The organism is Candidatus Nitrosacidococcus sp. I8, assembly GCF_945836005.1.
In the GTDB taxonomy this organism is placed as follows: Bacteria; Pseudomonadota; Gammaproteobacteria; order Nitrosococcales; family Nitrosococcaceae; genus Nitrosacidococcus.
Map to the genome: position 1 here is coordinate 1 of NZ_OX241534.1, position 25,265 is coordinate 25,265.

Here is a 25,265-nt window from a genome sequence, read left to right on the forward strand (position 1 = left end):
AGCTAACTTAAATTTAGTGTTTTATAATTTAAATCTATTAATAATGAGAATTATCTTTAAAGCGAAGGGTTAATAGCTTAACTTCTAGCTAGAATCTTAGCAAGATAAACTACAAAGTCTAATTTATGTATTTTAATAATAAAGTATTAATTAAATTTTGACTATATAGTTATACATAAAAATACTTTTCTCATTACTTATACCTTAAATAAGGTAATGTGATTTATTACAAAATAGTTATTTTAAATAAAATCATTATAAATAATAATGCATTTTTTAATTGAACGTGAAAAAATTATTAGACATCTTATTATCGTTTGTGGTGTGGTAGAGCGTCGCAATACTTTACCTATTCTTTCCAATGTCTTATTTATAGTTCAGGACCAAGAATTAATTCTGGTGGCTACAAATCTTGACATAGAAATAAAAACCACTCTAAACATTCAACAGAGAGTACCTGGAAGAGTAACTGTTTCTGCAAAAAAAATTTTGGATATTTGCCGTACTATATCTCCACAATCCATATTAGAAATTCAAAAAAAGAATGAACAAATTTACATTAAATCAGAGAATAACCAATTTGTATTAAGTACATTACCTGCAGATAATTTTCCTCTCACAGAAGAGTTCTCCGATATAGACAAAATAGAACTCACTCAAGTAGAGCTAAAAAACTTGTTGCGGCAAACTGCATTTTGTATGGCAAATCAAGATGCTCGGTATTATTTAAATGGGCTATTAATAGAAATAGAATCATGCGGAATTTCAGTGGCTGCTACTGATGGGCATCGTCTTGCTATAGGTAGCTTAGCTAAAAACTTTCAAGATAGAGAAAAAATTCAAGTCATCATTCCACGTAAAGGAGTATTAGAACTGATTAGACTACTAGGAGAAACTAACGATTCCATAACCCTAACGCTAAGCAGTAATCAGATCAGAGTTGAATTTCAAGGATTTTTCTTATTATCTAAACTCATAGATGGACAGTTTCCAGATTATAAGCAAGTCCTCCCGACAGGATATAATAAGCAATTAATAGTGCACCGAGAAACATTGAAGCGAGCCTTAGTTAAGGCGAATATTCTTATAAAGGATAAATTTCACGGAGTACGACTAGAGTTGCTAAATTCAAAACTAAAAATCACCGCTACAAACAATGAAAATGAAACAGCAAAAATTGAGGTAGAAGCTAATTATATGGGAGATGCATTAGAAATTGCCTTCAATAATACCTACCTTATAGAAATACTTAGTATTATCACTACTGATGAGGTAAAGCTAGAATTTATCAATAATAATAATAGCTGCCTTATCACCCCAATTAGCAATCAGAATAACTACAAATATATACTTATGCCAATGCGGCTATAAAAAAATTCTACTTTTATGTAATTTTTCTTTTTTTATATGTTTCACGTGAAACATATAAAAATATCTGAACCGTATTCCCTCTACTTTAGGAGTAACAATAGTGACCAGTTCTACTTATGATTCATCTCATATTCAAGTTTTAAAAGGATTAGATGCAGTTCGTAAACGTCCTGGAATGTACATTGGAGATACCGATGATGGCACTGGTCTCCATCATATGGTATTTGAGGTAGTAGATAATGCCATTGACGAAGCGCTTGCAGGATTTTGTAATCAAATTATTGTAACCATAGAGTCAGATGAAACAGTTATAGTTTCTGATAATGGACGAGGTATTCCCACAGATATTCATAAGGAAGAAGGTAGATCAGCCGCAGAAGTTATTATGACTGTATTACATGCAGGCGGAAAGTTTAATAATAACTCTTACAAAGTTTCAGGTGGTCTTCACGGGGTAGGTGTATCTGTAGTAAATGCTCTTTCATCTTCTCTTTTTTTAGAAATTTATCGAGATGGAAAAGTATATCAACAACACTATCAAACAGGAGAGCCTAAAGAATCACTACAAGTTACTGGCACTACAAATCTGACCGGCACAACAATTAAGTTTTCTCCTAGCTCTGAGATCTTCTCTAATATTATTTTTAGTTTTGATATTCTAGCTAAGCGATTAAGAGAACTAGCTTTCCTTAATTCCGGGGTAAAAATTCTTTTAAAAGATGAAAGATCTGCAAAAAAGGAAGAGTTTTTTTATAGTGGCGGTATTCGTGCATTTGTTACTCATCTTAATAAAAATAAAACTCCTTTGCATGAGAGTATTTTCTATTTTCAAGCGGAACGAGAAGAAATTTCTGTTGAGCTGGCAGCTCAATGGAATAGTTCATATCAGGAGAATTTTTTCTGTTTTACTAACAATATTCCTCAAAAAGATGGAGGCACTCATTTAGCAGGTTTTAGATCGGCACTTACACGAACTTTAAATCAATATATAGAAAAAGAGGGGTTAATTAAGAAAAACAATGAGATTAATACTATTGGAGATGATGCACGTGAAGGGTTAATGGCAGTGCTCTCTATTAAAATTCAAGATCCAAAGTTTTCATCTCAAACAAAAGAAAAATTAGTATCCTCTGAAGTGAAAAGTGTAGTTGAAGCACTAGTTTCTGAATACCTTCAGAGTTTCTTATTGGAACGTCCTATTGATGCTAAAGCAATTAGTAGCAAAATGATAGAGGCAGCTAGAGCAAGGGAAGCAGCTAGAAAAGCAAGAGAGCTTACACGACGTAAAGGTACTTTAGATGTAGCTGGGTTACCGGGAAAACTTGCAGATTGCCAAGAGCGAGATCCAGCTTTTTCAGAACTTTTTGTGGTAGAAGGGGATTCAGCAGGAGGATCTGCGAAACAAGGAAGAGATCGTAGGAATCAAGCTATTTTACCGCTTAAAGGTAAAATTCTTAATGTAGAAAAAGCCCGGTTTGACAAAATGCTAGGCTCTGCAGAAGTCGCCACATTAATTACAGCTTTAGGATGTGGAATTGGTCCAGAAGAATACAATGCTGATAAGCTTCGATACCATCGTATTATTATCATGACTGATGCGGATGTGGATGGCTCTCATATTCGAACCTTACTATTAACATTTTTCTATCGTCAAATGCCAAAGCTAATAGAAAACGGTCATATCTATATTGCGCAGCCTCCTCTTTATAAAGTGAAAAAGGGCAAAAGCGAACGATATGTTAGAGATGACTCAGAAATGGAACATTACCTTACTAAATTAGCTATTGAAAATATTAAGGTATATTCAGACTTACAAGAAGCGGCAGTTGAAGGAGATAATTTATTAAGGTTTCTAAAAAACTATTTTCAACTTAAGCAAGAAATTAGCCGATTATCTTATCGTTATGACTCTTTTCTATTAGAGCAATCTATATATACGGATTCTATTATTAGTTCAGAAGTAGAGTTTAGCTCATGGCAGAGTTGTGTTACCAAATTAGAAAATCAGATTAACACCGCTATCAAAGATAAAACACAATATAAATTAACCTCTTTATTTAAAGATCAGACACCTATGCTACATGTAAAAATTATTCGCCATGGTGTTACTTATTCTCAATTTATCAATAAAGATTTTTTTGATTCTTCCGAATATCAACATATTGCTCAACTTGGAAAAAAACTAACTCGATCTGTAGGAAATAATATTTTAATTCAACAAGAGGAAAAACAACTACCAATAAGTAGTATCCAAGAAATGGTAGATTGGCTAATTAACCAAGCAAAGCAAGGTCAAGCTATACAGCGTTATAAAGGATTAGGAGAAATGAATCCGGATCAACTATGGGAAACTACTATGAATCCTGCTACTCGTCGCCTGACTCAAGTACATGTAGATGATGCAGTTGCAGCCGATGAAATATTTACTACTTTGATGGGAGATCAGGTAGATCCTAGACGAGAATTTATTGAAACTAATGCACTTCATGTGGCTAATTTAGATATTTAGTTTACTGCTAGTTATGAACGGCTGGTTAGCGAGTGTATCTAATCTTGATGAAGTTAAGCAGTTACTTAATAATTCATTAATTCCAGATATTCTTGATTTGAAAGAAGTAAACTCAGACAAAGATCCTTTCGGTGTATTGCCTATTAAAGTTATTCAGCAGGCTGCTCAGTTAATGCATAACCACTGTCGAATTAGTGTGACTATAGGAAGTGTTTTTACTGATTCCTCTCAGATATGTAATATTGCGATGGAAGTTGCAGCAGCTAAAGTGGACTATTTAAAAATAGGATTATTATCAAACAATATAATATCAGTTGCTTCTCAATCACTACAATCATTAGCTTCTCAGAATACTTCATTAGTTGGAGTATTATTTGTGGATAATTTATTTTCTTTTTCGTGGATTCCAGTTTTGCAAGAAAATGGATTTAAAGGTGTCATGTTAGATACTCTTACCAAAAATGGATCTGGCTTATTAAATTATCTTTCTTTAAAGCAGATTCAATATTTTATAGATATAAGCCATAGTAATAGTTTAGCTGTTGGATTAGCTGGTTCTCTTAGAATTGAAGATATACCGCTATTATTACCATTACAAGCAGATTACTTAGGATTTCGTGGCGCTTTATGTCGTAATCAAGATAGAAGAGAATCCCTGGATCTTATTGCTTCTCGATCTATTAAAGAAAAACTAAATAGCTAGTTCCTTAATATTACTTTGTCTATAAAAATAGCCCCTAAAAGGGGCTATTTTCGTATAGGATTTAAACTACCACTAAAGATAAAATTATACTACCCTTTGTGGTAAGAAATAACTTGGGATACTTCATTTCTAGAACCTATAATCACAGGTATCCGTTGATGAATATGGGTTGGTTTCACCGTTAGAATTGGTTCATAACCCGTTGAACTTAACCCTCCTGCTTGTTCAATAATAAAACTCATAGGATTAGCCTCATACATTAAACGGAGGCGCCCTGGCTTGCTAGGATCTTTATGATCTTTTGGGTACATAAAAATCCCACCTCGAGTAAGAATACGATAAACTTCGGCTACCATAGAAGCTATCCATCGCATATTAAAATTCTTACCCCTCGGTCCTTCTTTACCTTGAAGGCACTCTTGAATATACCGCTGTATAGGTGCTTCCCAAAAACGCTGATTAGATATATTAATTGCAAACTCAGAAGTATCTTCTGGAACAGTCATATTTGGGTGAGTAAGTACAAAATCGCCTACGTCTCGATCTAGAGTAAAACCATTTACCCCATGACCAGTGGTTAGTACAAGCATAGTAGTAGGGCCATAGACACAAAAGCCTGCGCATACTTGTTGTGTGCCTAGCTGCAAAAAGTTCTCATCTTTAGGATGAGTTACTCCATTAGGAGTATGCAGAACCGAAAAAATTGTACCTACAGATACATTAACATCAATGTTGGAGGAACCATCGAGAGGATCAAAAAGAAGTAAATATTTACCTTTAGGGTATTGGTTAGGAATTGAGATAATTTCTTCAACTTCTTCAGAAACCATACCACTTAGATATCCAGTCCACTCTAAATCTTTAACCATAACATCATTACTAATGATATCTAGTTTTTTTTGACCTTCTCCTTGGATATTTTCAGTACCGGCGGCTCCAAGTATATGCATGAGACCACTACGATTTACAAGATTTGAGATCTTTTTACAAGAAACCGCAACCTGATTTAATAATCCTGCAAGATCATGATCAATGCTTGAGTGTTTAATACTTTCTTGAGAAATAAATTGATTTAAAGAAATGTGGTTATGCATAAGGCATATATCCTTTCTAAATTATTATTAAAATATCCTAAATTTTAGATCTGTTTAATTAAGATTTCACCTTGACCTAAACAGGCCATATCGCCGCAAAAGCGATTTACTCGATGAATTGTCATTTCAGGATTAGATAATTGGGTATCTAATTTTTTATAAGAGTCCAACATGAAAGGTAAAAATTCTAAATTATGGACTCCACAATCATTAAAAGTTGCACTTAGTTTATTTGGCTTTTGCCAAAGTAGTAAGGAACCTCGTTTCATTCCATACCCAATATAACTCCCAGTACCACCAAGTATAGCAATTGTACCAGCTATCATTCGAGAGCCTAAATAATCTCCTGTATCACCTTCAATTAAAAGTGTACCCCGACGCATTTGATCTCCCACTCGATCGCCACTATTTCCTTTAACAATTACAATACCTCCAGACATACCAGTTCTATTATTAGGTGCTGCAGCCCCAAGGAAATCATTACAATTTCCATAAACTTTAAGTAACCCATCTTTCATTTCACAAGCGGTAAAACTATCGGTATTACCATAAACAGTAATTTCTCCACCCGACATACCCATACCTGTATAAAATCCACAGGATCCTTGTATAGTAATTTTTCCATCAGATAAATCCTTACCAATATAATCTATCTTTTGAATTTGCCCAGAAAAAATAATATGATTTATATCATTTCCATCAATATTAAAAAGTTCGCCTATTCTGATTTTTTGATTACCTACATATAAAAGATAAGCTTTAATTTCAGTTAAAGATAAATGAGATAAATTTTTTGGAATCAGAAAGGATACATCTATTCTTTGGGCTGGAGGATGATTTAGCGTGAAGGTTAGGGGCGTAGTTTTCACTTAAGTTATCATATCATGGAGATGAAAGTGAAACGATCCTAGGCGACCCTCATAATTACCTGCACTAATTTTAATAATTCCGTTTTTTTTCCCAAAATTGCATATGGTAGATATACCTACTTTCATAGCTCTATTAATATCTTCTTTTGAGAGACCATCAATAATAATTTCCATTACCGATTCAGTTTCATAAGTGAGTTTAGTAGCTATCTGTCCTCTTAAGGTAGGGCAAAAAATCGTATTAGTAGAGGCTTTAAGCATTTTATATTTAGATCCTACTTTTGATCCGGAACTAGTCATTCCTCCAGGGAAAGGTGTGATTACATTCGGTAATTTTTTAATGGCTGATACTGCTGCTTCACAGGCAACTAAAATTTGAGATTGGGATTTAGCAAATACGAGAAAATTACCTCCACCGATTGCAGAGACTATTCCTGCTGTTTCCTCCGTAAAAAATTCCCCTCCCATAATAGGAATTCGCCAATAGCGACGATTTTGAATAAGTTTAGAAATCTGAAATCCATCACCAAAAAACCTTAAGTAACTTCCCAAAGGGATAGTTTGATCACTATTAATCCCAGAAAATAAAGCAACTGTAGGTGTAGTAAGTACACATTGGCTAACTCTGAGCGTAACCTGTTTAGTAAGGGTTTTACTGCCTAGAGCAAATAATAAAACTGAAATACCAGGTCTTTTATCCGGGGTTTCGGTAGGCGTAAGAATCCTTTCTATACCTGCTTCACAACCACAACCTACAATCGAGGTGGCAAATCCAGTTACTGCTGATGCCGCATGATAAGCCCATTTTAAAGTACGTGCAGTAATTATTATTCGAGTTGCTTTCATGGAGAAAGCTTCAGCATAGGTAGATTCTATTTCTACTCCATTAATCACCATATTTTATTTATAGCACGGATGAATATAAATATGACCTTGTTTATCTCCAATAATCTCTTCATCATTCATTTTAAAATTACTTAATTTTAAAGAAAGATAGCGATCAAAATAATTCTGCAAATCCTTTTCTATGGAATCATCAAAAGAAGGACGAACAATATGGGTTGTTCCTACTAATGCAGGGTTAAGTAATTTCCCGTTCTTTACAATCAGCTCTCCATCTTTAAAAACATAGGTAGGCTGTGCAAACATTCTTTCTTTATCTTGATGATCAGTATGGATGGTAATATCTGCATCAGCCTTTATATCTAAGTGCCCTTTATTAGTAAGACCTAATAGTTTTGCAGGACCTGAGCGGGTAATAATAGCTATTTCATAAAGTGAATACTCTCTTTTTATAGATTTAAGGATACTTACTTTTACCGCATCTGGATGAAGCGTAGCGAGCATATCATCACGAAAACTACGATCCATCAATAATCGAATAATATGAGGATACGTAGTAAATAAAGCTCCTGCTGGATGATCAGTGGTTAGGCATACTTGCCAAGGGTTATTTATTAATAAAAAAATTTCTAACCCAATAATCCACTGTAAAGAATTTACAAAAGATTTATCTTGGTATTTAAATGGAACAATACCACAACCAGAATGACATGATTCATCTATCCATATTCCCTTCTTAGGATAAGCATGAATAAAGTGTGCATACTGTTGCATACTATCTGCAGATACGGACACAGTCTGTCCAAATAAAATTTGGCCTACATCAACAGTAATATTGGGATGATTATTAATTGCTTCTGCAACTTGGGCTGCTCCTGAAGAAAATTTACGGTTTCCCTCTTTACTATAACTATGGAATTGAACATGAGCAAAGTGAGCAGGTAATCCCTCGCATGCATGAATAGTTTTTAGCGTAGTCTCTAAATTTCCAGGTACTCCTAAGTTGCACCCATGTATATGAAGTGGATGAGGAATACCTAAGTCATAGACTGCTTGAGCTAGGTGAAGTAAAATTTGGCGAGGAGTAATTCCATAGAAAGGACCTACTTCATCTAAATCTAATTTTCGTTGATTAAATTTAAAAGCATTAACCCCTCCTGGGTTAACTACTTTAATACCTAAGCAATAACTTGCTGATAAAACCCAAGCCACATAGTGATTAATTAATTCTTGATCAGTATGTTTAGCAATGCTTTGAAGTAGATAATCATCATTACCTAATAAAGCATAACCTCCTTTATCAATCATGGGAATATCACCCATTTCTAGGTGAGCTTGGCGGGCATTTATAGGAGATATAGCAGGCTCAAATGCAGCAGTATAACCCATTTTTGCGTACTCATAGCCTATATCAAACGTATTAGGAAGTACTGAAGAGAAAGAACGATTATCGATTTTCTTAGGAAATAACATCCGAGCTAAATTGAGCGATCCACCACCAATATGGCTATGAATATCAATTGCTCCTGGCATAATAATTTTATCAACTACATCATATTCTAAATCGAAGTGGTTATCCCGAGGAGGTGCTGCAATTTGCCCGTTTTGAATATAAATATTTCCAATCTTACCCTCAATCTGATGAGTGGGATCGTAGATAACCCCACCTGTAAGTTTAATGATCATAGACTACTCTCATCTAAAGACGGGTAAATTATCTATTATTATTTAAGAATAGTATTAATTATTTCTGCAGTACTAGGTAGATTCGTATTTCTTAGTTTATATAAGGGAATTACCCTATGATCAGAGCAAAAAATATGCCCACTATGATCAATTCCAGGCGTGCCTATTGGAATAAAAACTTCAGGATCTTGCGTAAAATTCATCCCAGATCTTCCTAACACTATTGTGGGTATAGAATATATAGGAGGAGAGAATTTTTGATCAAAAGCAGAAATCCAGATTAAAGAATCTGCTTCTTCTGAATTTAAAATACGCTCAGCTGCATACAAATAGGGGTCATATCCAGAATAACCTGAAGAGAAACTTATCCTCGTAGGATATCCTGTCTGCCAAGTGCATACTTGGTATGCACTAATTTCACTTGGCAATTCCCAAAATGGAAAAACTGAGCATCGGGTAGTGTGATTAATTAGTCCGATAAACTCGATGAGAATTTGAATAGTTAGCTCTTTATGGGAAATAGGCCACTGATCTATAGCCCAAGTTACTACGCTATAACGAGCTCGCTTTAATAATTCAACTAAAGAACACAATCGCTCTACAGGAACACCAGCAACTGTTTTAGCTTGTAGTATGCTACCTATAGTAATTGCCTTTAGCGTAGCTAATATTTCTGGAAGATCCCTAGGATCATAATTAATAATAAGTGGTGATGGGAGATAAGGCGGATGTTCTTTTAGAATCTCAAGAGAGCATCCTAAATAAATTATTTTTCTTTGTATAGGGTGTGAATAGAGCGAATCTTGATTATTCCAAATGTAGCGCTCTAAAAAATTTAAATAATTTGATTCTAAATTACCACCTATAACGAGTAGAAGATCAGCACGATTTTTAACCTCAGCTAGAGTTGTACCTATAAAACCGTTATATTGAATAGCAAAAATACTAGTTAGACCAGAGGCTGCATAATCAACAGTAGCACCATAGTACTTCGCTAATTTTAATGCGGCTTGAATTCCCGCTACATCAGTGGCTAGACCTGATAGTAAAGGTAGCTGTGATTGATTTAGAATACTAATAATATAATCAATAGCTTCTACCAAGCTAGCGGGATTACCTTTAATTTTAGGCTGACTATCCCCTAATTCTTGTTCAAATCCATTTTTAGTAATTTCACTATTATTTTCTAAAACAGTAGCTTGGTGGTTATGAATTTTTATCCTGAGGTTATCAGATCCAACACTATCAAATGGATTAGGTACCTCATTCCACAAATGATCTCCAATTGGGAGAATCATTCCTTAAAAATAAAGGGCAGATTCTATGTATTTCACCTTTAGGATTTTATTTTATAGAGTTGGCACTCTATTTCTTTATTGCGTAACTGTTCTTGGATAATATTTAATTGATTTGGATCATTCTTAGGACCAATCCGAACTCGGTGCCAAATATTATCCCCAGTAGTTACTGTTTGTACGGTAGCTTCTATACCCATGGAGGCAAGTGTGGATCTACGCTTATTCGCCTGATCGTAACTGTGAAATGATCCAGCCTGTAAAACATAGGATTCTGAAGGAATTTGTTGAGATGAAGAGTCCCTTTGGATAGCCACTTTATTAGGCTTATATGGTTGGGAGTTGTAGTGTTGCAAATGGGTAATTCCTGTAGTTTCTATACTAGGTAATAATGTATAGAATTCGAAGTGATGAGTATTAGATGCTTGAATAGGATTTGTACTCTCTGATACTTCCTCTAGCTTTGCTTGAGTAGATTCTAAATCTTCCCATGGATCCCAACTTTGGAATAATACAATCAAGCTACAAGTAGCTAAAACGGCAACAAGCCATAACCAAGGTTTTAGCTCGCGGTGATTATCATCGATAAGATAAGTTTCATTATTTTGATTAGAGGACATAGGCTACATAGATTCTGGTGTAGAAACATCTAATAAGATTAAACCATTTTTTATTGTTTGTTTTACTACCATAATTAAGACTAAGCGAGCATTTCTTAACTTAGAATTTTCTATTACTAGTAAAACAGAATTATTGTAATAGATATGGAATCTTTTAGCCAACTCTAAAAGATAATAAGCAAGTAGATGAGGGGATCCTTGGGTAGCTGAATTTTCAATGATTTCTGGATATGAAGAAAGATGATACAATAAATCAACTTCATCAGGTTGATTAAGTAAGCTAATATTTTCTTTACCTTGATTGAGATCGAAAATTAATTTTTTAGCTTCCATTTGCCGAAAAATACTAGAAATTCTAGCGTGAGCATATTGAATGTAATATACAGGGTTATCATTGCTCTTTGACTTTGCTAATTCTAAGTCAAAATCCATATGCTGATCAGCACTTCGCATAATGTAAAAAAAACGGGCTGCATCTTTGCCTACTTCTTCATATAATTCTCGCAGGGTAACAAATTCACCACTACGGGTGGACATTTGCACCTTTTCTTTACCACGATATAGAGTAGCAAACTGAACAAGCTTTACTTCTAACTGTTGCGAGTTAAAATTTAATGCATGGAAAAATGCTTTAATTCTTGGGATATATCCATGGTGATCAGCACCCCAAATATCAATAATTTTATCGTATTTTCGCTTAACCTTATTTAGGTGATAGGCAATATCAGAAGCAAAATAAGTAAATTGACCATTTTCCCGGATAACTACCCGATCTTTCTCATCACCAAAGTTTGTAGAACAAAACCACCAAGCATTGTCTCTTTGGTAAAGATAATTAAGTTCTTTAAGTCGATTAATTACCTCTTCAACCGCACCTTCTTCTATTAAAAAGTGCTCAGAAAACCACTGATCGTACTCAATACCAAATTCTATTAAATCGGTGCGAATATTATCTAAAATACTTCTAAGCCCTAGAGTGAAGATTATTCTGTAGTCATCATTACCTAAAACTTGCTTAGCTCTTTGAATAAGAGAATCTAAGTATTGTTCATGATTATTTTCCGTAAGATTTGGCAAAGATTGAAAAATTTCTTCTATAGAAAAGCAAAATTTCTCTCCATAAGTATCTTTAGCTATATTAGCTATATCCCAGACATAACTACCACGATAACCATTGTCTGGAAATAATAGAGTATTGCCCCATAATTCTAGATATCGTAACCAGATACTAATAGCCAAAATATCCATTTGGCGACCAGCATCGTTTACATAATATTCTCGATGAACTTTATAACCTACAGCAGCAAGTAATCGAGCTAAACTATCGCCATAAGCTGCACCTCGCCCATGACCTACATGCAGAGGACCAGTAGGATTGGCTGAAACGAATTCAATATGTATTTTTTTATCTTGACCTATCTGACTATGACCAAAGAGGTCTTTTTTTTCTAGAATTTCAGGAATAATTGCTTGAAAGGCAGATAAGGTCATAGTGAAGTTGATAAACCCAGGACCAGCAACTTCTACCTTCTCTATATCAGGATGAGAAGGTAAATATTGGATAATAAGTTTTGCAAAGTCTTGTGGTGATTTTCTTGTCTTTTTGGCAAGAACCATAGCAATATTGCTCGCAAAATCCCCATGGGCTTTACTTCGTGTTTGCTCAATTAGAATTTGGATTTCACTATCAATGTTTATACCCTCTTGATTTAAAAAAGAAAGGGAAGTTTTAATGGATTGTTGAATTATACTTTTCAAAAGATTCTCAAAAAATTTAAGGTGATTACATTAAATTTATAGGATCTACATCTACAGACCAGTGAACTTTTCTTGCTGTTTTTAAGGAAGCAAGCTTTGGTATCCAAAGAGATAACAATTGCTGCAAGTAATTTCTTGAAGATCCTTGTAACAATAATTGAGCATGATAGTAATTACCTTGGCGCTCCATAGATGCAGAAACCGGCCCTAATAAGGTTACCATGCCCTTAGGATCTAATTCTATAATTATATTTCTAGAATCTTCTAAAAATAGAAGAGGTGTATTTGCGTTCAATGATTTTGCCCTTAGTAGGGCCAAATACCCATAAGGAGGTAATCTGGCTTGGTATCGTTCTTTTAAAATCAACTCAGCACTATAATCATACCCATCATTAATTAAGGATTGAAGAAGAGGATGTTCTGGATAGCGCGTTTGAATTAAAACCTCACCTAATTTACTACCTCGACCAGATCGACCTATCAATTGGGTGATAAGCTGTATCATTCTCTCTGCTGATCTAAAATTACTGCTAAATAACATTTGATCCGCATCTAAAATACCAACTAAAGTAAGATTTGGGTAATCATGCCCCTTTGCTAGCATCTGTGTTCCTACTAAAATCTGATATTTCTTATTATGAATATCCTCAAATATTCTGTTAAAAACCCCTTTTTTTCGAGTCGTATCTCGGTCAACACGTATTATTTTGGTATTTGGGAAAAAATGTTTTAGTCCTATTTCTACTTGTTCCGTACCTAATCCTTGTGGTTGCAGGATCGGATGAGTACATCGAGGGCATTTAGCTGGAATAGGGCTCTTATAACCGCAATGGTGGCAACATAAGTGATAATTTTGTTGGTGGACCACCATATAAGAATCGCAATTCTGGCAAGGTATTGCAAACCCGCAATAATTACAAATTAAGGTAATCGCAAACCCTCGTCTGTTAATAAATAATAGAGCTTGATTATCTTGTTTTATATGATTTTGTAAAGTAGAGAGCATTTCAGATGACATTCCAGCTTCTAAACTACAAGATCGGATATCAATAAGACGAACTTGAGGCATTTTAGCTGCCCCTACTCTTTGAGAGAGTTTTAATATCTGGTAGCGCTCTCGTTTAGTATTTTCTAAACTCTCCAGCGAAGGGGTCGCACTACCTAACACGATAGGTATATTTGCCTGATGTGCTCTTATAATTGCTAAATCTCTAGCGTGATAGCGAAATCCTTCCTGCTGCTTAAAGGATGGATCGTGCTCTTCGTCAATTATAATTACACCAAGATTTTGCAATGGAGCCCATATTGCTGATCGGGTACCTATGATAATTGGTATTTTCCCTTTTAGCGTGGCAATCCAAGTATCTAGCCGTTCTTTTGTATTTAAAGAGGAGTGTAAGATTCCAATGGGATATTCAAAGCGATTATAAAACCGTGATAAAATTTGCGGAGTAAGCCCAATTTCTGGGACTAAGATGAGTGCCTGTTTTTTTTTAGCAATAATCTCAGAAATTATTTCTAAATATACCTCTGTTTTACCACTGCCTGTCACGCCCTGAAGTAAAAATGGCTTAAATTTCAGATGATTAGCAATAATAGTGGTAGCAGTAATTTTTTGCTCGATAGTTAATTGAAAAATTATTTTTTCCCCAGAAAACTGTTTATCTTTTGCAAGGGCGATAGGACTCTCTCTGTTTTCAATCCATCCTTTAATGCTTAAACTAGAAAGGCTACTCTGGCAAGATCCTAATTTTGCCTTAATTTGAGTTGTACTTAATCCTTCTGGGTGCTGGTAAAGCAATTTTATAAGCTGTTCTTGCCGAGGTGCTTTACGAAAAATCATTAAATCAGGGGTTAGATTTTTTCCTTTAGAGGATAGAAACCATTTAGAAATGCTAGGAGGTTTAAGCACGACTCCCCGTTGTAGCTGTTGAGGTAATGCGGTAAAGAATACTTCCCCTGGCGGGGCGTGATAGTATTTTATGGCCCACAGAAAAAGATTCATTAAAGATTTGGGAATAATAGGAATCCTATCGATACAAGATAGGGCATATTTTAATTTGTGGGGAGGAACACTACTGCAGGTAACAATGGCAACTAAAATACCAATGATGTTTCTTGTCCCAAATGGGACTTGTATTCGTATTCCAATTTTTAATTCTTGATGAGAAGCACCAAGTGGCGGAAAATAATCAAAATAGTGGAGTACTGGAGAGGGGATAGCAATCCTAAGAATCTTAGAAGAAACTGCCATTCATTAATAATATATGTAATCTATCTCCTATAATGAACGCTTCAAACCCTCCTCTACCTCAAGACGCTTAGGATTATTTATTAAAATTTCTATAAGAGTTAAAGCAAAATCCATTGCAGTACCAGGTCCTCTTGATGTGATCACATTACCATCTATTACAACCGGATCATTACAAAGCGTGGTAGTTGGTAAATTTAACTTATCTAAAAACCCCGGGTATCCCGTTGCTTTTTTGCTATCAAGTAGCCCAATATCTGCAAATACAGTAGGTGCAGCACAGATCGCAGCAACTTTATTTCCTTGTCGTACAGTATTTTTTAGTAATACGTGAATACGAGAATCTGAATTTAAATTAGCAGCACCAGATGCTCCTCCGGGTAGCACAACCATCGTAAACTCCTGATCTACAATAGTATCGAGAGTGGTATCCGGGATTAAGCGAATACCCCGGCTACCTACAATCGGCTGATCATTAAGGCCGGCAGTAATGACTTCGATGCCTGCGCGACGCAATAAATTAATCAATGTAACTGCTTCAAGTTCTTCACAACCTTGAGCTAAAGGGATAAGTACACGTGGCATTACCAACTATCTTAAATTACCAAAAAATTAACTTTTACTTTCCTATTGCAGCAAGAGCACTAAGTCCTTTAAGAAGATTTAAAGCTTCATACAAAGGATAGTCCTCAATAGCAAGATGGGCTTCTTCTTGATTCTCTTTAGGTGCTTCGTTTTTTTTACTATCATTACTTAAGTGGTGAGACAGATTTGCTTCTTTTACAGAAGAATCATTATCCGCACCATCCACTGCAGAAACTTTGATATTATCCAATTTAATATCTGGAACAATTCCCTCAGCTTGAATCGATCGTCCGGAAGGGGTGTAATACCTCGCCGTGGTTAGTTTTAGTGCGGTATCTTCTGTTAGAGGTAAAATAGTCTGTACTGACCCTTTTCCAAAGGTTTTTGTACCCATGACGATTGCTCGATGATGATCTTGAAGTGCCCCCGAAACAATTTCTGATGCAGAGGCTGACCCACCATTAACTAATACAACCATAGGTGCATTTTTAAGTACATCACCAGGAGTAGCTCTAAAGCTTTGCTTAGACTGAGGATCCCTACCTTCTGTATATACGATTAGTCCTTTTTCTAGAAAAGAATCAGAAACTTCTACTGCTGCACTAAGGACACCACCTGGATTGTTACGTAAATCTAATACTAATCCCTTTAAGTTTCCTCCACTCTCTTTTGTGAGTTTTTTAATCTCATTTTCTACATTCGCCCCAGTTTCTACTTGGAATTGGCTAATACGCACATAGCCATACCCCTTCTCTAGCGTTTTGCTTTTAACACTTTGTACCTTAATAATTGCCCGAATAATATTAAATTTAAGAGGTTGTGGCTCTCCTTGTCGAATAATAGTCAAAGTAATCTGAGTTCCTGGCTTCCCTCGCATTTTGTCTACAGCTTCTCCAAGACTGAGATCCTTGACAGGTTCATTATCAATGCGAATAATTAAATCTCCAGCTTGAATTCCAGCTTTTTGTGCAGGCGTGTCATCAATAGGGGAAACTACTCGAATGAAGCCATCTTCCATACCAACTTCAATCCCTAGTCCGCCGAACTTTCCAGAGGTGCCAATTTTTAATTCGCTATAAGATTGAGGATCTAGGTACGCCGAGTGAGGATCTAGATTTGATAACATTCCTCGGATAGAGCCCTCGATAAGGGTTTTATCATCCACAGGTTCAACGTAGTTACGTTTGATCTCTCCAAATATTTCTGAAAAAGCCCTAAGCTCATCCAAAGGCAAAGAATCGGGTTTATTCTCTAAACGCCCAGCAAGTACCATCGAACCAAATATGAAGCCTATACCTAAAGTAAGACTAGTAGTTGCTATAAGCACATCACGTTTTGAGAAACTCATAAACTATCCTTTTGAATTTAAATATCTTACACAAATTCTTAAAACTATATTGGCATAAATGATTCGCCATAGTAACTGACGATTTATTTATGACTTAATAGCCTTTTTCCTATTTTTGATAAAGCTGCTAAAGCACGGCTCATTTACTTACACTAGATAAGGAGGGAACGTTCATTATATATGATAGAACACTATAGGGTAATTATACGGAAAAACTATATTATTTATGAAAAAATTTATTACAACACGCCAGTATAACGGTAGTGTAACCTGATAATAAAGGAAAGAGTTAGAGTTTATATTTCGCAAGATTTTCCGATACAATAAGCAAACCCCTACATAGCTTATTAGGAATTTTTTTATTAATGAATAATCGCCTTTTTGAATTTTTTACAAATCATTGGATGCTATCTGTTTCATTAGTAGCAATTATAGCTGCATTAGCAGTAGATCCTATCGTACGACGACGACGAGGAATTAGAACAATTTCTGTTGTAGAGATTACTCGATTGATAAACCAAGAAAATGCTCAAGTGGTAGATATTAGAGAGGGGAAGGATTTTGATAAAGAGCATATCTTAGATTCAATGAACGCTCCTTTATCTACATTTATCACTGGAATTGCGAGATTAGATCGGTTTAAAGATCGCCCTTTAATACTTATTTGGGGTATTGGTCAAAGTGTACTGAATATTGCTGCTCAATTAAGTAAACGAGATCATAAGGCTATCTATATTATAGAGGGTGGTATTGAAACATGGCGACAAGCAGATATGCCTTTGTTTAGTGGTAGAGATAAAGATCATCACCATAAAGATAAGCCAAAAGATCAAATAACCCTTGAAAAGAGCTCTGAATCTCAGATATCACCAGAATCTGAGCTAGGCAATCATCAACCTTCTATAATCGATAAATCCAAGAAAAAAACTAAAAAACATAAGAATAAAAAAGTGGCCTATGAATAGGATAATTCCTAAAGTGGTGGTTTACACTACTGCTTGGTGTCCCTACTGTATCAAGGCTAAAGCATTATTAAATAAAAAGAATATCAGCTATACAGAAATTCGAGTTGATCTTGAGCCTTGGCAGCGTGCAGTTATGATTGAAAAAAGCAGTGGTCGGAGAACTGTACCTCAAATTTTTATCGACAATGAGGCTATCGGTGGTTGTGATAATCTTTTTTCTCTTGATCACCTAGGAAAACTAGATGATCTATTTGGCCTTAATATAAATTAAGGCATTTTATATTTTACAAATCAAAAAATTTAGGAATTTAGCATGGCAACAAATGGTACCTATCAAAAAGAGGGTAATGAACAACAAAACCAACAACCTCAATTTAATATTCAAAAAATATATGTTAAGGATTTATCTTTTGAAACGCCTAACTCTCCTCATATTTTTACAAAGGAGTGGAAACCTGAGATAAATATCCAGCTTAGTAGTAAAAATGAGCAGATCGCTGAACATATATACGAAGTGGTACTATCTGTAACTGCAGCAGCTAAGATAAATGACCAAACCGCGTTTCTAACTGAAGTGCAACAAGCAGGTATTTTTAATCTGGTAGGATATACCAAAGAAAACTTAGGACCTCTATTAGGTAGCTATTGTCCAGCTGTCCTATTTCCATTTATTAGGGAGGTAGTTACAGATTTAGTCACTAAGGGAGGATTTCCTCCGCTATTGCTAGCACCTGTTAATTTTGATGCTTTTTATGCACAACAATTGCAGCAACAAAAATCATCTGTAGATACAATTAAAAACTAATACTACATATATTAAGTAGTTAATCCTTTGTTCCATGAACTTTAATAGTCAAAATACCCTTGTACTAGGTGCCGGATCTTGGGGTACTGCTCTTGCCGTATTGCTAGCACGAAATAAAACGCCTACTTATTTATGGGGGAGAGATCAAAAACAAGTAGAGATAATGACTCGTGAGGGCTGTAATCAGCGTTATTTGCCTAATATTTCCTTTCCTCCTCTATTAACACCTATATATGATTTACAACAGGCACTGAAGCATACTAACCAAATTATTATCGCAGTTCCTAGCCATGCTTTTCGACTAACCCTTGAATGTATTACATTTAGAAATATACCTATAAAAACTCCTATTATTTGGGCTACTAAAGGATTGGAGCTAGGAACAGGAAGATTATTGCATGAAGTTGCTATTGAGGTTTTGGGATCAGACTATCCTATTGCTATTCTCTCAGGACCTACTTTTGCCCATGAAGTTGCAATGGGATTACCCACTGCAGTTACAATAGCAACTACTTACCCTGCTGTTTTTACCTATCTTGCTCATTGTTTACATGGTAATACTTTCCGTCTTTATACAAGTAATGATCTGATCGGGGTACAGCTAGGTGGGGCAGTAAAAAATATTTTAGCAATTGCTGCGGGTATAAGTGATGGTCTTGGTTTTGGATCTAATACTAGGGCTGCATTAATTACTCGTGGACTTGCCGAGCTAATTCGTCTTGCGTTAGCAAATGGTGCAAAAAAAGAAACATTAATGGGACTATCTTGTCTTGGCGATTTGACTTTAACTTGTACTGATAACCAGTCTCGCAATCGTCGTTTGGGTTTAGCTCTGGCTCAAGGAAAAACTTTAAGCGAAGCACTAGCTTTAATTGATCAAGTAGTCGAAGGTATAGAGGCTGCTAGGCTTGTATCTATAAGAGCAAGACAAGCGAATGTAGAGATGCCTATTGTAGAGCAGGTTTATCAGGTATTGTATTGTAATCAAGATCCTAAAAGGGCAGTTGAAATGCTTTTAAATAGGGAGCAAAAACCTGAGCATACCTAAGTTAGTAATAAATAATATAAAGTACCAATTTTCCTTTTTTCAGCTAATAAAGCTATTTTTTCTACTTTTATTATCCTTAAGCTTAATAGCATGTAGCTTTCATAAAAAAGCAATTAAAAAAGAGGAAAGCGGTGATGATAGTAAAAATAAGATTATTTGGAGTTCAGGCGATCAATATATAAGTTTAAATACTGGTGATGGGATTATAAATAACCAGCATCCAGTTTCAATTACAGAATCTGATATGCGTACTATATTAGAATCTCTTACGATACCAAAGCGTCAACTTCTTGTTCAAGAAGAGCTTCGCCCTATTTTTTCTCCCGCTGAAATTTTACAACTAAGCACATATTTACCCAAAGGACTCGTTTTAGCTGATCCAGATCAGGATATTATTTTTGTAATCATGGGATTTCAAAAAGGGATTATGGCTAAGGAAAAGGTTGTAAATACTGGGCGAGTATTTTTTAGGGATAACAAGTTAAATATTATTTTTGGAAAACTTCAAGAGGAGGTTCGAGGTATAAATCATCAAACTGGTGAGATGATTGATCGTCGTTTACATCCATTTACAGTAGGATCTCGCCGTTTTGAATCTAAAATACCTACCACCATTACTCTAGGAGATGGTAAAGCACTCTATTTAGACTATAAGAGTAATAGGATGAGAAGAGATTGGCTAGTTTTAGACGTACCCACTATTCTTGCAGAGGCTAAAAACTCAAGTAACAAAGCAGAAAATGAAGCGAGTGGTAGTGGTACAGGTAATGCTCAAATCAGTGCAGAAGTTTTAGAGGATATTAATAATAATAAATTGGATATTCAGAACATGAAAAAGGATCTATCAGGCATTAAAGAAGTACTTTTCGAGCTTAAGGAACATATGTTGGAATTACAGCAAGAAAAGTAAAATTAAAGACGTGCGCGCCGATCTCTAAGTTTAAAGCCCAAAAGGGATTGCTCAATTCCTCGAGTTAAAGCAAGCACCTTAAATAGCTCTCCCATTTCACCGGGTAAGATGAGTCGCTTTACTTGATTGCTTATTTCTAGCATAGTACGCGTTGCTCTTTGCGATTCTTTAGCAATTAATTTATCTAAACCGCAAGATAGTAAAAAATCTGCTTGGCTACAATAGCCTGCAATACTAAGATTGCTATTTTTCCCTGCTTCTGCAAGAGCAGTAAAATCTATATGGGCAGTAATATCCTGTAATCCTGGGAAAAAAAATGGATCTGAATGAGCATGTTGTTGGTAGTGGCACATTAGCGTACCTTCAGATCGTTGCCAATGATAATATTCATGCTGTGGAAATCCATAATCGACGATAAAAATCACTCCCTGATGTAAACAATGAGCAAACTCAGTAATCCAGCGCTCCATCATTAAATTAATTTCGGAAATATAACTAAATTCAGCGCTGAGATCAAAATTAAGGAAGGGTCTGATATTATTAATTCGATTATCTAAGATGAGATCACTCAGTGGCCCACTTTCCCAAATAAATTCTCCTTGCCGATCGCAGCTTACATAGCGCTCCCAACTACAATCTGCTTCAATCTGAATACAATGTATTGGCATTGCATCGCAAACTTCATTAGCAAAAATGATGCCCTGAATAGAATTAGGTAGCCTATCTAGCCAAATAATTCTTGGCATAAGATTTGGAATTCTCTGAGATAAATAGGTTTGTTGTCGTTGTCGAAGATCTGCACTTAATTCTAAAATAAGATACTGCTCAGGGAGGCAATCCCTATCTGCTAGTTCGATAAGAATATCTGCAGCCATTCGTCCTGATCCAGCACCAATTTCTAAAATATTGCCTTTTTTTAAGATCGCTAGAACTTCTTGTGCTGCCAGAGCTAAACAACGGGAAAAGAAAGAAGAAATTTCAGGAGCAGTAATAAAATCTCCTAGGTAACCAATTTTAGGCAATGATGCCATGTAATATCCCAACCTTGGTGTATACAGGGCTAGTTCCATAAAACGAGAAAAAGGGATTGCTCCACCTGCTTGGTAAATATTCTCTTGGATTAAACCTTGTAATTCCTTGCTATGAATAATCGCCTCTGGGCTGGGATAGGGTAGACTTTGAGAAGAAGCTATGGGCATAAGTAGAAGATAGAGTAATAAGCTATAGCGCTATCTCAATAGGCCATAAATTACTCAGAGATTTATTGAAACTAGACCAAAGATCTATATAAGTTCTCTTTAAGATTGGATGGGTACCATGAGGTGCAATTTCTGCGAGAGGTCGTAGTACAAAAGCATAGTGAATAATATCTTCCCTAGGAATTTGGATTTTTGGCTGTTGAAGATTAAGTATAAAATCATCATAGAGCAGTAAATCTAAATCAAGAGGGCGAGAACTAAATCGAGTACCACTTCGTTTACGACCGCACAATTGTTCAATATTATTAAAGTAGGATACTAAATACTCTACTGAATCAGTAGTATCAAACCCTACTACTAAATTGTAAAAACTATCTCCCTGAAATCCTATAGATTCACTTTCAAAGACTTGTGAAATTGTAAGAGGGGAATATTGGCTTTGTAATAAACAAATGCTAGTGCGAATATTTTTTTCTTTTTCAATATTACTTCCAATACTCACATATACACGGGCCATATTATGTAAATTACAAGTTAACTATAGCTATGAGTTAGTATAAATTCTTAAGATTGAGAACGCTCTATAATTACCCCCACACCTTGAGCACCTCGAACCGCATCTAATTTATCTACTCTAAGACGTAGCCAAGAAATTTTAAATTCTTGTAATATAATTTGAGATACTTGTTCTGCTAAAGTCTCTATGAGGAAAAACTCACTATTACCTACAAAATCAATCAGTCGTTTTGCCACTGCTTTATAATCGCAAGCATCATTAATGTCATCACTCATTGCAGCTTTAGCTACATCGGTTGCCATCTCTAGATCTAGGGAAATCGTTTGTTTGGTTTTACGCTCCCAATCATATATACCGATGATAGTTTCAATGCGTAAATTACTTAAATAAACGATATCCATTTTTAACTCACATATAATTTATACATAAATTGTTAATCATAACATGCTTATTTATTTAACTCTGCTTATAGCAGGCTATATTTTGGGATCTTTATCCAGTGCAATTATTGTCTCAAAACTAGCCCATTTAGGAGATCCTAGAAATTATGGATCAGGTAATCCAGGTGCAACTAACATATTACGCATAGGTGGTAAACGACTTGCTGCAATTGTATTGCTTGGAGATACCTTAAAGGGGTTCTTTCCAGTATGGGTTACAGGGTATATGAGTGATTATCCTTGGATAATTTCAGGTGTTGGACTAGCCGCATTTTTAGGTCATCTTTATCCTGTTTTTTTTAACTTTCGTGGAGGCAAGGGAGTTGCAACCGGATTAGGCGTCCTATTAGGGTTCAATTGGCTCTTAGGTATATTAGTTCTTGCAGTTTGGTTGTTTGTTTTTGGGTATAAAAAAATCTCCTCTTTATCTGCACTTAGTGCAGCAATTGCCGCACCTTTCCTTGCTTGGTGGCTTATTTCAGTGCCTGCTATTTGTATCGTAACTACAATAATGGCATTACTTTCCCTTTGGCGGCATCGTTCCAATATTGCTAGAATATTAAATCGCCGGGAAGATGGATTTTAAAATATTTATTTAGATTAAGTATAAATCACTCAACGACCATTTAGAGCGTACTTTGAAATTAGGATCTGTTTTTCGACCTGAAATCAGCGACTGATAGCCTGCAAATGCAATCATAGCCCCATTATCAGTACAAAAATCTAATCTAGGATAGTACACTTTAATTTTCATTTTTTTACTTATAACAGAGAATTGATTTCTTAGTGCCTGATTAGCACTTACTCCGCCTGCAACAATTAGATTCTCGTATCCTGTGTGCTGGATTGCTCGACAGCTTTTAGATACAAGTACATCAACTACTGAATCTTGGAAAGCACAGGCAATATCAGAAGCTGCTTCTATTCCATATTTTTTAAAAGTATTGAGAGCGTAAGTTTTAAGACCACTAAAACTAAAATCAAGATCGGGCCGATCAAGCATGGGTCGAGGAAAATAAAATCTATGGGAGTTTCCAACTTCAGCAAGTTTTGCTAGTGCTGGACCACCGGGGTAAGTTAGACCTAGTAGTTTTGCGGTTTTATCAAAAGCCTCTCCAGCTGCATCATCGAGAGATTCCCCTAAAACATGATATTTACCTATTTTTTCCACAGCGATTAATAAAGTGTGACCACCAGAGACTAATAAAGCACAAAAGGGAAGATCAGGTGGATCTGATTCTAACATGGGTGAGAGTAAATGCCCCTCCATATGATGAATTGGAATAGCGGGTATATTCCATGCCCAAGCTAAACTTCGACCTACAGATGCTCCTACTAAAAGGGCTCCAATTAATCCTGGTCCCGCTGTATATGCAACAGCATCTATATCTTGCTTGTTAAGATGCGCATATTCTAGAGATTCACGAATTAACGGCAAAAGTTTGCGAATATGATCTCGAGCGGCTAGCTCCGGTACAACTCCTCCATATTCAGCGTGAGTTGCTATTTGGCTATGAAGAAAATTTGCAAGTATTCCTTTTTCACTATCATAAATAGCAACTCCTGTTTCATCACAGGAGGTTTCTATCCCTAATATTCGCACAGTATAAAATACAATTGATTTTTTAATTAATGATCCGTAGAATTCTTTAGTTTTAATCTATTAATAGATGCTTATTCAATACATTTTTATAAATTAAGGAGATTTCATGCCAAATGTTAGAGTGAAAGAAAATGAACCTTTTGATATTGCTATTCGTAGATTTAAAAGAATTTGCGAAAAAGCAGGTATTCTATCAGAAGTTCGTCGTCGTGAATTTTATGAAAAACCTACCTCTGTTCGCAAGCGTAAGGCTGCTGCAGCTGTAAAACGTTCGATGAAAAAAGTAGCAAGAGAGCGAGCAAGGTATATTCGCTTATATTAATTATTTATTCTAAAAGAAGCATAGAATAAAAATTAATGACGATAGAAACTAGCCCATTAAAATTACGTTTACAGGAAGATGTTAAAACAGCAATGCGTACTCAAGATAGAGCTAAGCTTGGTGTTTTACGGATGATAATGGCATCTCTTAAGCAGTATGAAGTAGATACACGATCTATACTAGATGATGAAAAAATTATTGCATTACTAGATAAAATGCTGAAGCAAAGGCGAGAATCTACTGAACAGTATGAAGCAGCAGGTAGAAAAGAATTAGCAGAAAAGGAGTTATTTGAGGAGACTATAATACAAAACTACATGCCTGCTTTGCTAAGCGAAGATGAACTTGAAATCATGATCCGAAAGGCAATTGAGCAGGTGCAAGCAGTCACGGTTAAAGATATGGGGAAAGTAATGAATTTGCTTAAACCGCTTATCCAAGGTCGAGCTGATATGAAAGTAGTAAGTAATCAAATAAAAGGGAAACTTATAGCTTAAATATAAATTTTTAAGGAAGTTTTCTAA

Annotated in this window: 25 protein-coding genes; 11 read left to right on the forward strand and 14 right to left on the reverse strand. The window is 35.4% G+C overall.

Annotated elements, in window-relative coordinates; translation table 11 throughout:
* Positions 1-267: 267 nt before the first annotated feature.
* From dnaN to OOL07_RS00015, 3 genes are all read left to right on the forward strand, one after another.
* Positions 268-1,371, forward strand: coding sequence for a DNA polymerase III subunit beta (gene dnaN / locus OOL07_RS00005; RefSeq protein ID WP_264693918.1), 1,104 nt, complete (start codon positions 268-270; stop codon positions 1,369-1,371).
* Between the two features lie 97 nt (positions 1,372-1,468).
* Positions 1,469-3,880 carry a DNA topoisomerase (ATP-hydrolyzing) subunit B gene (gene gyrB / locus OOL07_RS00010; RefSeq protein WP_264696286.1) on the forward strand — a complete coding sequence of 804 codons (2,412 nt, stop codon included), beginning with the start codon at positions 1,469-1,471 and terminating at the stop codon, positions 3,878-3,880.
* Between the two features lie 13 nt (positions 3,881-3,893).
* Positions 3,894-4,583, forward strand: coding sequence for a (5-formylfuran-3-yl)methyl phosphate synthase (locus tag OOL07_RS00015; protein ID WP_264693920.1), 690 nt, complete (start codon positions 3,894-3,896; stop codon positions 4,581-4,583).
* 89 nt (positions 4,584-4,672) lie between these two features.
* On the opposite strand, the gene OOL07_RS00020 is transcribed toward OOL07_RS00015, so the two are convergent.
* Genes OOL07_RS00020 through OOL07_RS00065 form a run of 10 tightly spaced genes read right to left on the reverse strand, consistent with a single transcriptional unit; the run spans position 4,673 to position 16,932 of the window.
* Positions 4,673-5,677 (reverse strand): class 1 fructose-bisphosphatase, encoded by a 1,005-nt coding sequence (locus tag OOL07_RS00020; RefSeq protein ID WP_264693922.1) that lies wholly within the window; start codon positions 5,675-5,677, stop codon positions 4,673-4,675.
* Between the two features lie 44 nt (positions 5,678-5,721).
* Entirely contained in the window at positions 5,722-6,546 is an 825-nt protein-coding gene (locus OOL07_RS00025) for a formylmethanofuran dehydrogenase subunit C (protein WP_264693924.1), read from the reverse strand.
* The gene (gene fhcD / locus OOL07_RS00030) at positions 6,547-7,443 is read right to left on the reverse strand and encodes a formylmethanofuran--tetrahydromethanopterin N-formyltransferase (RefSeq protein ID WP_264693926.1); all 897 of its coding nucleotides are present in this window, start codon (positions 7,441-7,443) and stop codon (positions 6,547-6,549) included. It abuts the gene before it with no gap.
* Positions 7,444-7,446: 3 nt separating this feature from the next.
* A complete protein-coding gene (locus tag OOL07_RS00035; RefSeq protein WP_264693928.1) occupies positions 7,447-9,075 on the reverse strand; it encodes a formylmethanofuran dehydrogenase subunit A in 1,629 nt (542 codons plus the stop codon).
* A gap of 38 nt (positions 9,076-9,113) precedes the next feature.
* On the reverse strand, positions 9,114-10,373 hold the full coding sequence (locus OOL07_RS00040) for a formylmethanofuran dehydrogenase subunit B (protein WP_264693930.1): 1,260 nt from the start codon (positions 10,371-10,373) through the stop codon (positions 9,114-9,116).
* Positions 10,374-10,411: 38 nt separating this feature from the next.
* The gene (locus tag OOL07_RS00045; RefSeq protein ID WP_264693932.1) at positions 10,412-10,990 is read right to left on the reverse strand and encodes an SPOR domain-containing protein; all 579 of its coding nucleotides are present in this window, start codon (positions 10,988-10,990) and stop codon (positions 10,412-10,414) included.
* A gap of 3 nt (positions 10,991-10,993) precedes the next feature.
* On the reverse strand, positions 10,994-12,748 hold the full coding sequence (gene argS / locus OOL07_RS00050) for an arginine--tRNA ligase (RefSeq protein WP_264693934.1): 1,755 nt from the start codon (positions 12,746-12,748) through the stop codon (positions 10,994-10,996).
* Positions 12,749-12,773: 25 nt separating this feature from the next.
* Positions 12,774-15,002 (reverse strand): primosomal protein N', encoded by a 2,229-nt coding sequence (locus OOL07_RS00055; protein ID WP_264693936.1) that lies wholly within the window; start codon positions 15,000-15,002, stop codon positions 12,774-12,776.
* Between the two features lie 27 nt (positions 15,003-15,029).
* Positions 15,030-15,584: a DJ-1 family glyoxalase III gene (locus OOL07_RS00060; protein ID WP_264693938.1), complete on the reverse strand. Its 555-nt coding sequence runs from the start codon at positions 15,582-15,584 to the stop codon at positions 15,030-15,032.
* Positions 15,585-15,618: 34 nt separating this feature from the next.
* Positions 15,619-16,932, reverse strand: a complete 1,314-nt coding sequence (locus OOL07_RS00065; RefSeq protein WP_319804014.1) for a S41 family peptidase — start codon at positions 16,930-16,932, stop codon at positions 15,619-15,621.
* 365 nt (positions 16,933-17,297) lie between these two features.
* On the opposite strand from OOL07_RS00065, the gene OOL07_RS00070 reads away from it, so the two are divergent.
* The 5 genes from OOL07_RS00070 (at position 17,298) to OOL07_RS00090 (ending at position 20,660) form a co-directional block, all read left to right on the forward strand.
* Complete coding sequence (locus OOL07_RS00070; protein ID WP_264693941.1) at positions 17,298-17,897, forward strand: rhodanese-like domain-containing protein; 600 nt, start codon at positions 17,298-17,300, stop codon at positions 17,895-17,897.
* Positions 17,890-18,168 (forward strand): glutaredoxin 3, encoded by a 279-nt coding sequence (gene grxC / locus OOL07_RS00075; protein ID WP_264693943.1) that lies wholly within the window; start codon positions 17,890-17,892, stop codon positions 18,166-18,168. The genes OOL07_RS00070 and grxC overlap by 8 nt, the downstream gene beginning before the upstream one ends.
* 42 nt (positions 18,169-18,210) lie before the next feature.
* On the forward strand, positions 18,211-18,702 hold the full coding sequence (secB, locus tag OOL07_RS00080) for a protein-export chaperone SecB (RefSeq protein WP_264693945.1): 492 nt from the start codon (positions 18,211-18,213) through the stop codon (positions 18,700-18,702).
* Positions 18,703-18,736: 34 nt separating this feature from the next.
* The gene (locus tag OOL07_RS00085; RefSeq protein ID WP_264693947.1) at positions 18,737-19,750 is read left to right on the forward strand and encodes an NAD(P)H-dependent glycerol-3-phosphate dehydrogenase; all 1,014 of its coding nucleotides are present in this window, start codon (positions 18,737-18,739) and stop codon (positions 19,748-19,750) included.
* Between the two features lie 244 nt (positions 19,751-19,994).
* On the forward strand, positions 19,995-20,660 hold the full coding sequence (locus tag OOL07_RS00090; RefSeq protein ID WP_264693949.1) for a hypothetical protein: 666 nt from the start codon (positions 19,995-19,997) through the stop codon (positions 20,658-20,660).
* A gap of 2 nt (positions 20,661-20,662) precedes the next feature.
* Here the strand turns inward: OOL07_RS00090 and OOL07_RS00095 are convergent, their stop codons facing one another.
* Genes OOL07_RS00095 through folB form a run of 3 tightly spaced genes read right to left on the reverse strand, consistent with a single transcriptional unit; the run spans position 20,663 to position 22,777 of the window.
* Positions 20,663-21,859: a class I SAM-dependent methyltransferase gene (locus tag OOL07_RS00095; protein WP_264693951.1), complete on the reverse strand. Its 1,197-nt coding sequence runs from the start codon at positions 21,857-21,859 to the stop codon at positions 20,663-20,665.
* Between the two features lie 22 nt (positions 21,860-21,881).
* On the reverse strand, positions 21,882-22,376 hold the full coding sequence (gene folK, locus OOL07_RS00100; protein WP_264693953.1) for a 2-amino-4-hydroxy-6-hydroxymethyldihydropteridine diphosphokinase: 495 nt from the start codon (positions 22,374-22,376) through the stop codon (positions 21,882-21,884).
* 47 nt (positions 22,377-22,423) lie between these two features.
* Positions 22,424-22,777: a dihydroneopterin aldolase gene (gene folB, locus OOL07_RS00105; RefSeq protein WP_264693955.1), complete on the reverse strand. Its 354-nt coding sequence runs from the start codon at positions 22,775-22,777 to the stop codon at positions 22,424-22,426.
* Between the two features lie 43 nt (positions 22,778-22,820).
* On the opposite strand from folB, the gene plsY reads away from it, so the two are divergent.
* The gene (gene plsY / locus OOL07_RS00110; protein WP_264693957.1) at positions 22,821-23,402 is read left to right on the forward strand and encodes a glycerol-3-phosphate 1-O-acyltransferase PlsY; all 582 of its coding nucleotides are present in this window, start codon (positions 22,821-22,823) and stop codon (positions 23,400-23,402) included.
* 9 nt (positions 23,403-23,411) lie between these two features.
* Here plsY and tsaD read toward each other — a convergent pair whose 3' ends face one another.
* Positions 23,412-24,419: a tRNA (adenosine(37)-N6)-threonylcarbamoyltransferase complex transferase subunit TsaD gene (gene tsaD / locus OOL07_RS00115; RefSeq protein WP_264693959.1), complete on the reverse strand. Its 1,008-nt coding sequence runs from the start codon at positions 24,417-24,419 to the stop codon at positions 23,412-23,414.
* Positions 24,420-24,525: 106 nt separating this feature from the next.
* Here tsaD and rpsU point away from each other — a divergent pair, with 106 nt between their 5' ends.
* Both rpsU and OOL07_RS00125 read left to right on the forward strand, forming a co-directional pair.
* Complete coding sequence (gene rpsU, locus OOL07_RS00120; RefSeq protein ID WP_264693961.1) at positions 24,526-24,741, forward strand: 30S ribosomal protein S21; 216 nt, start codon at positions 24,526-24,528, stop codon at positions 24,739-24,741.
* A 35-nt stretch (positions 24,742-24,776) separates the two neighbouring features.
* Entirely contained in the window at positions 24,777-25,238 is a 462-nt protein-coding gene (locus OOL07_RS00125; RefSeq protein WP_264693964.1) for a GatB/YqeY domain-containing protein, read from the forward strand.
* Positions 25,239-25,265 lie beyond the last annotated feature (27 nt).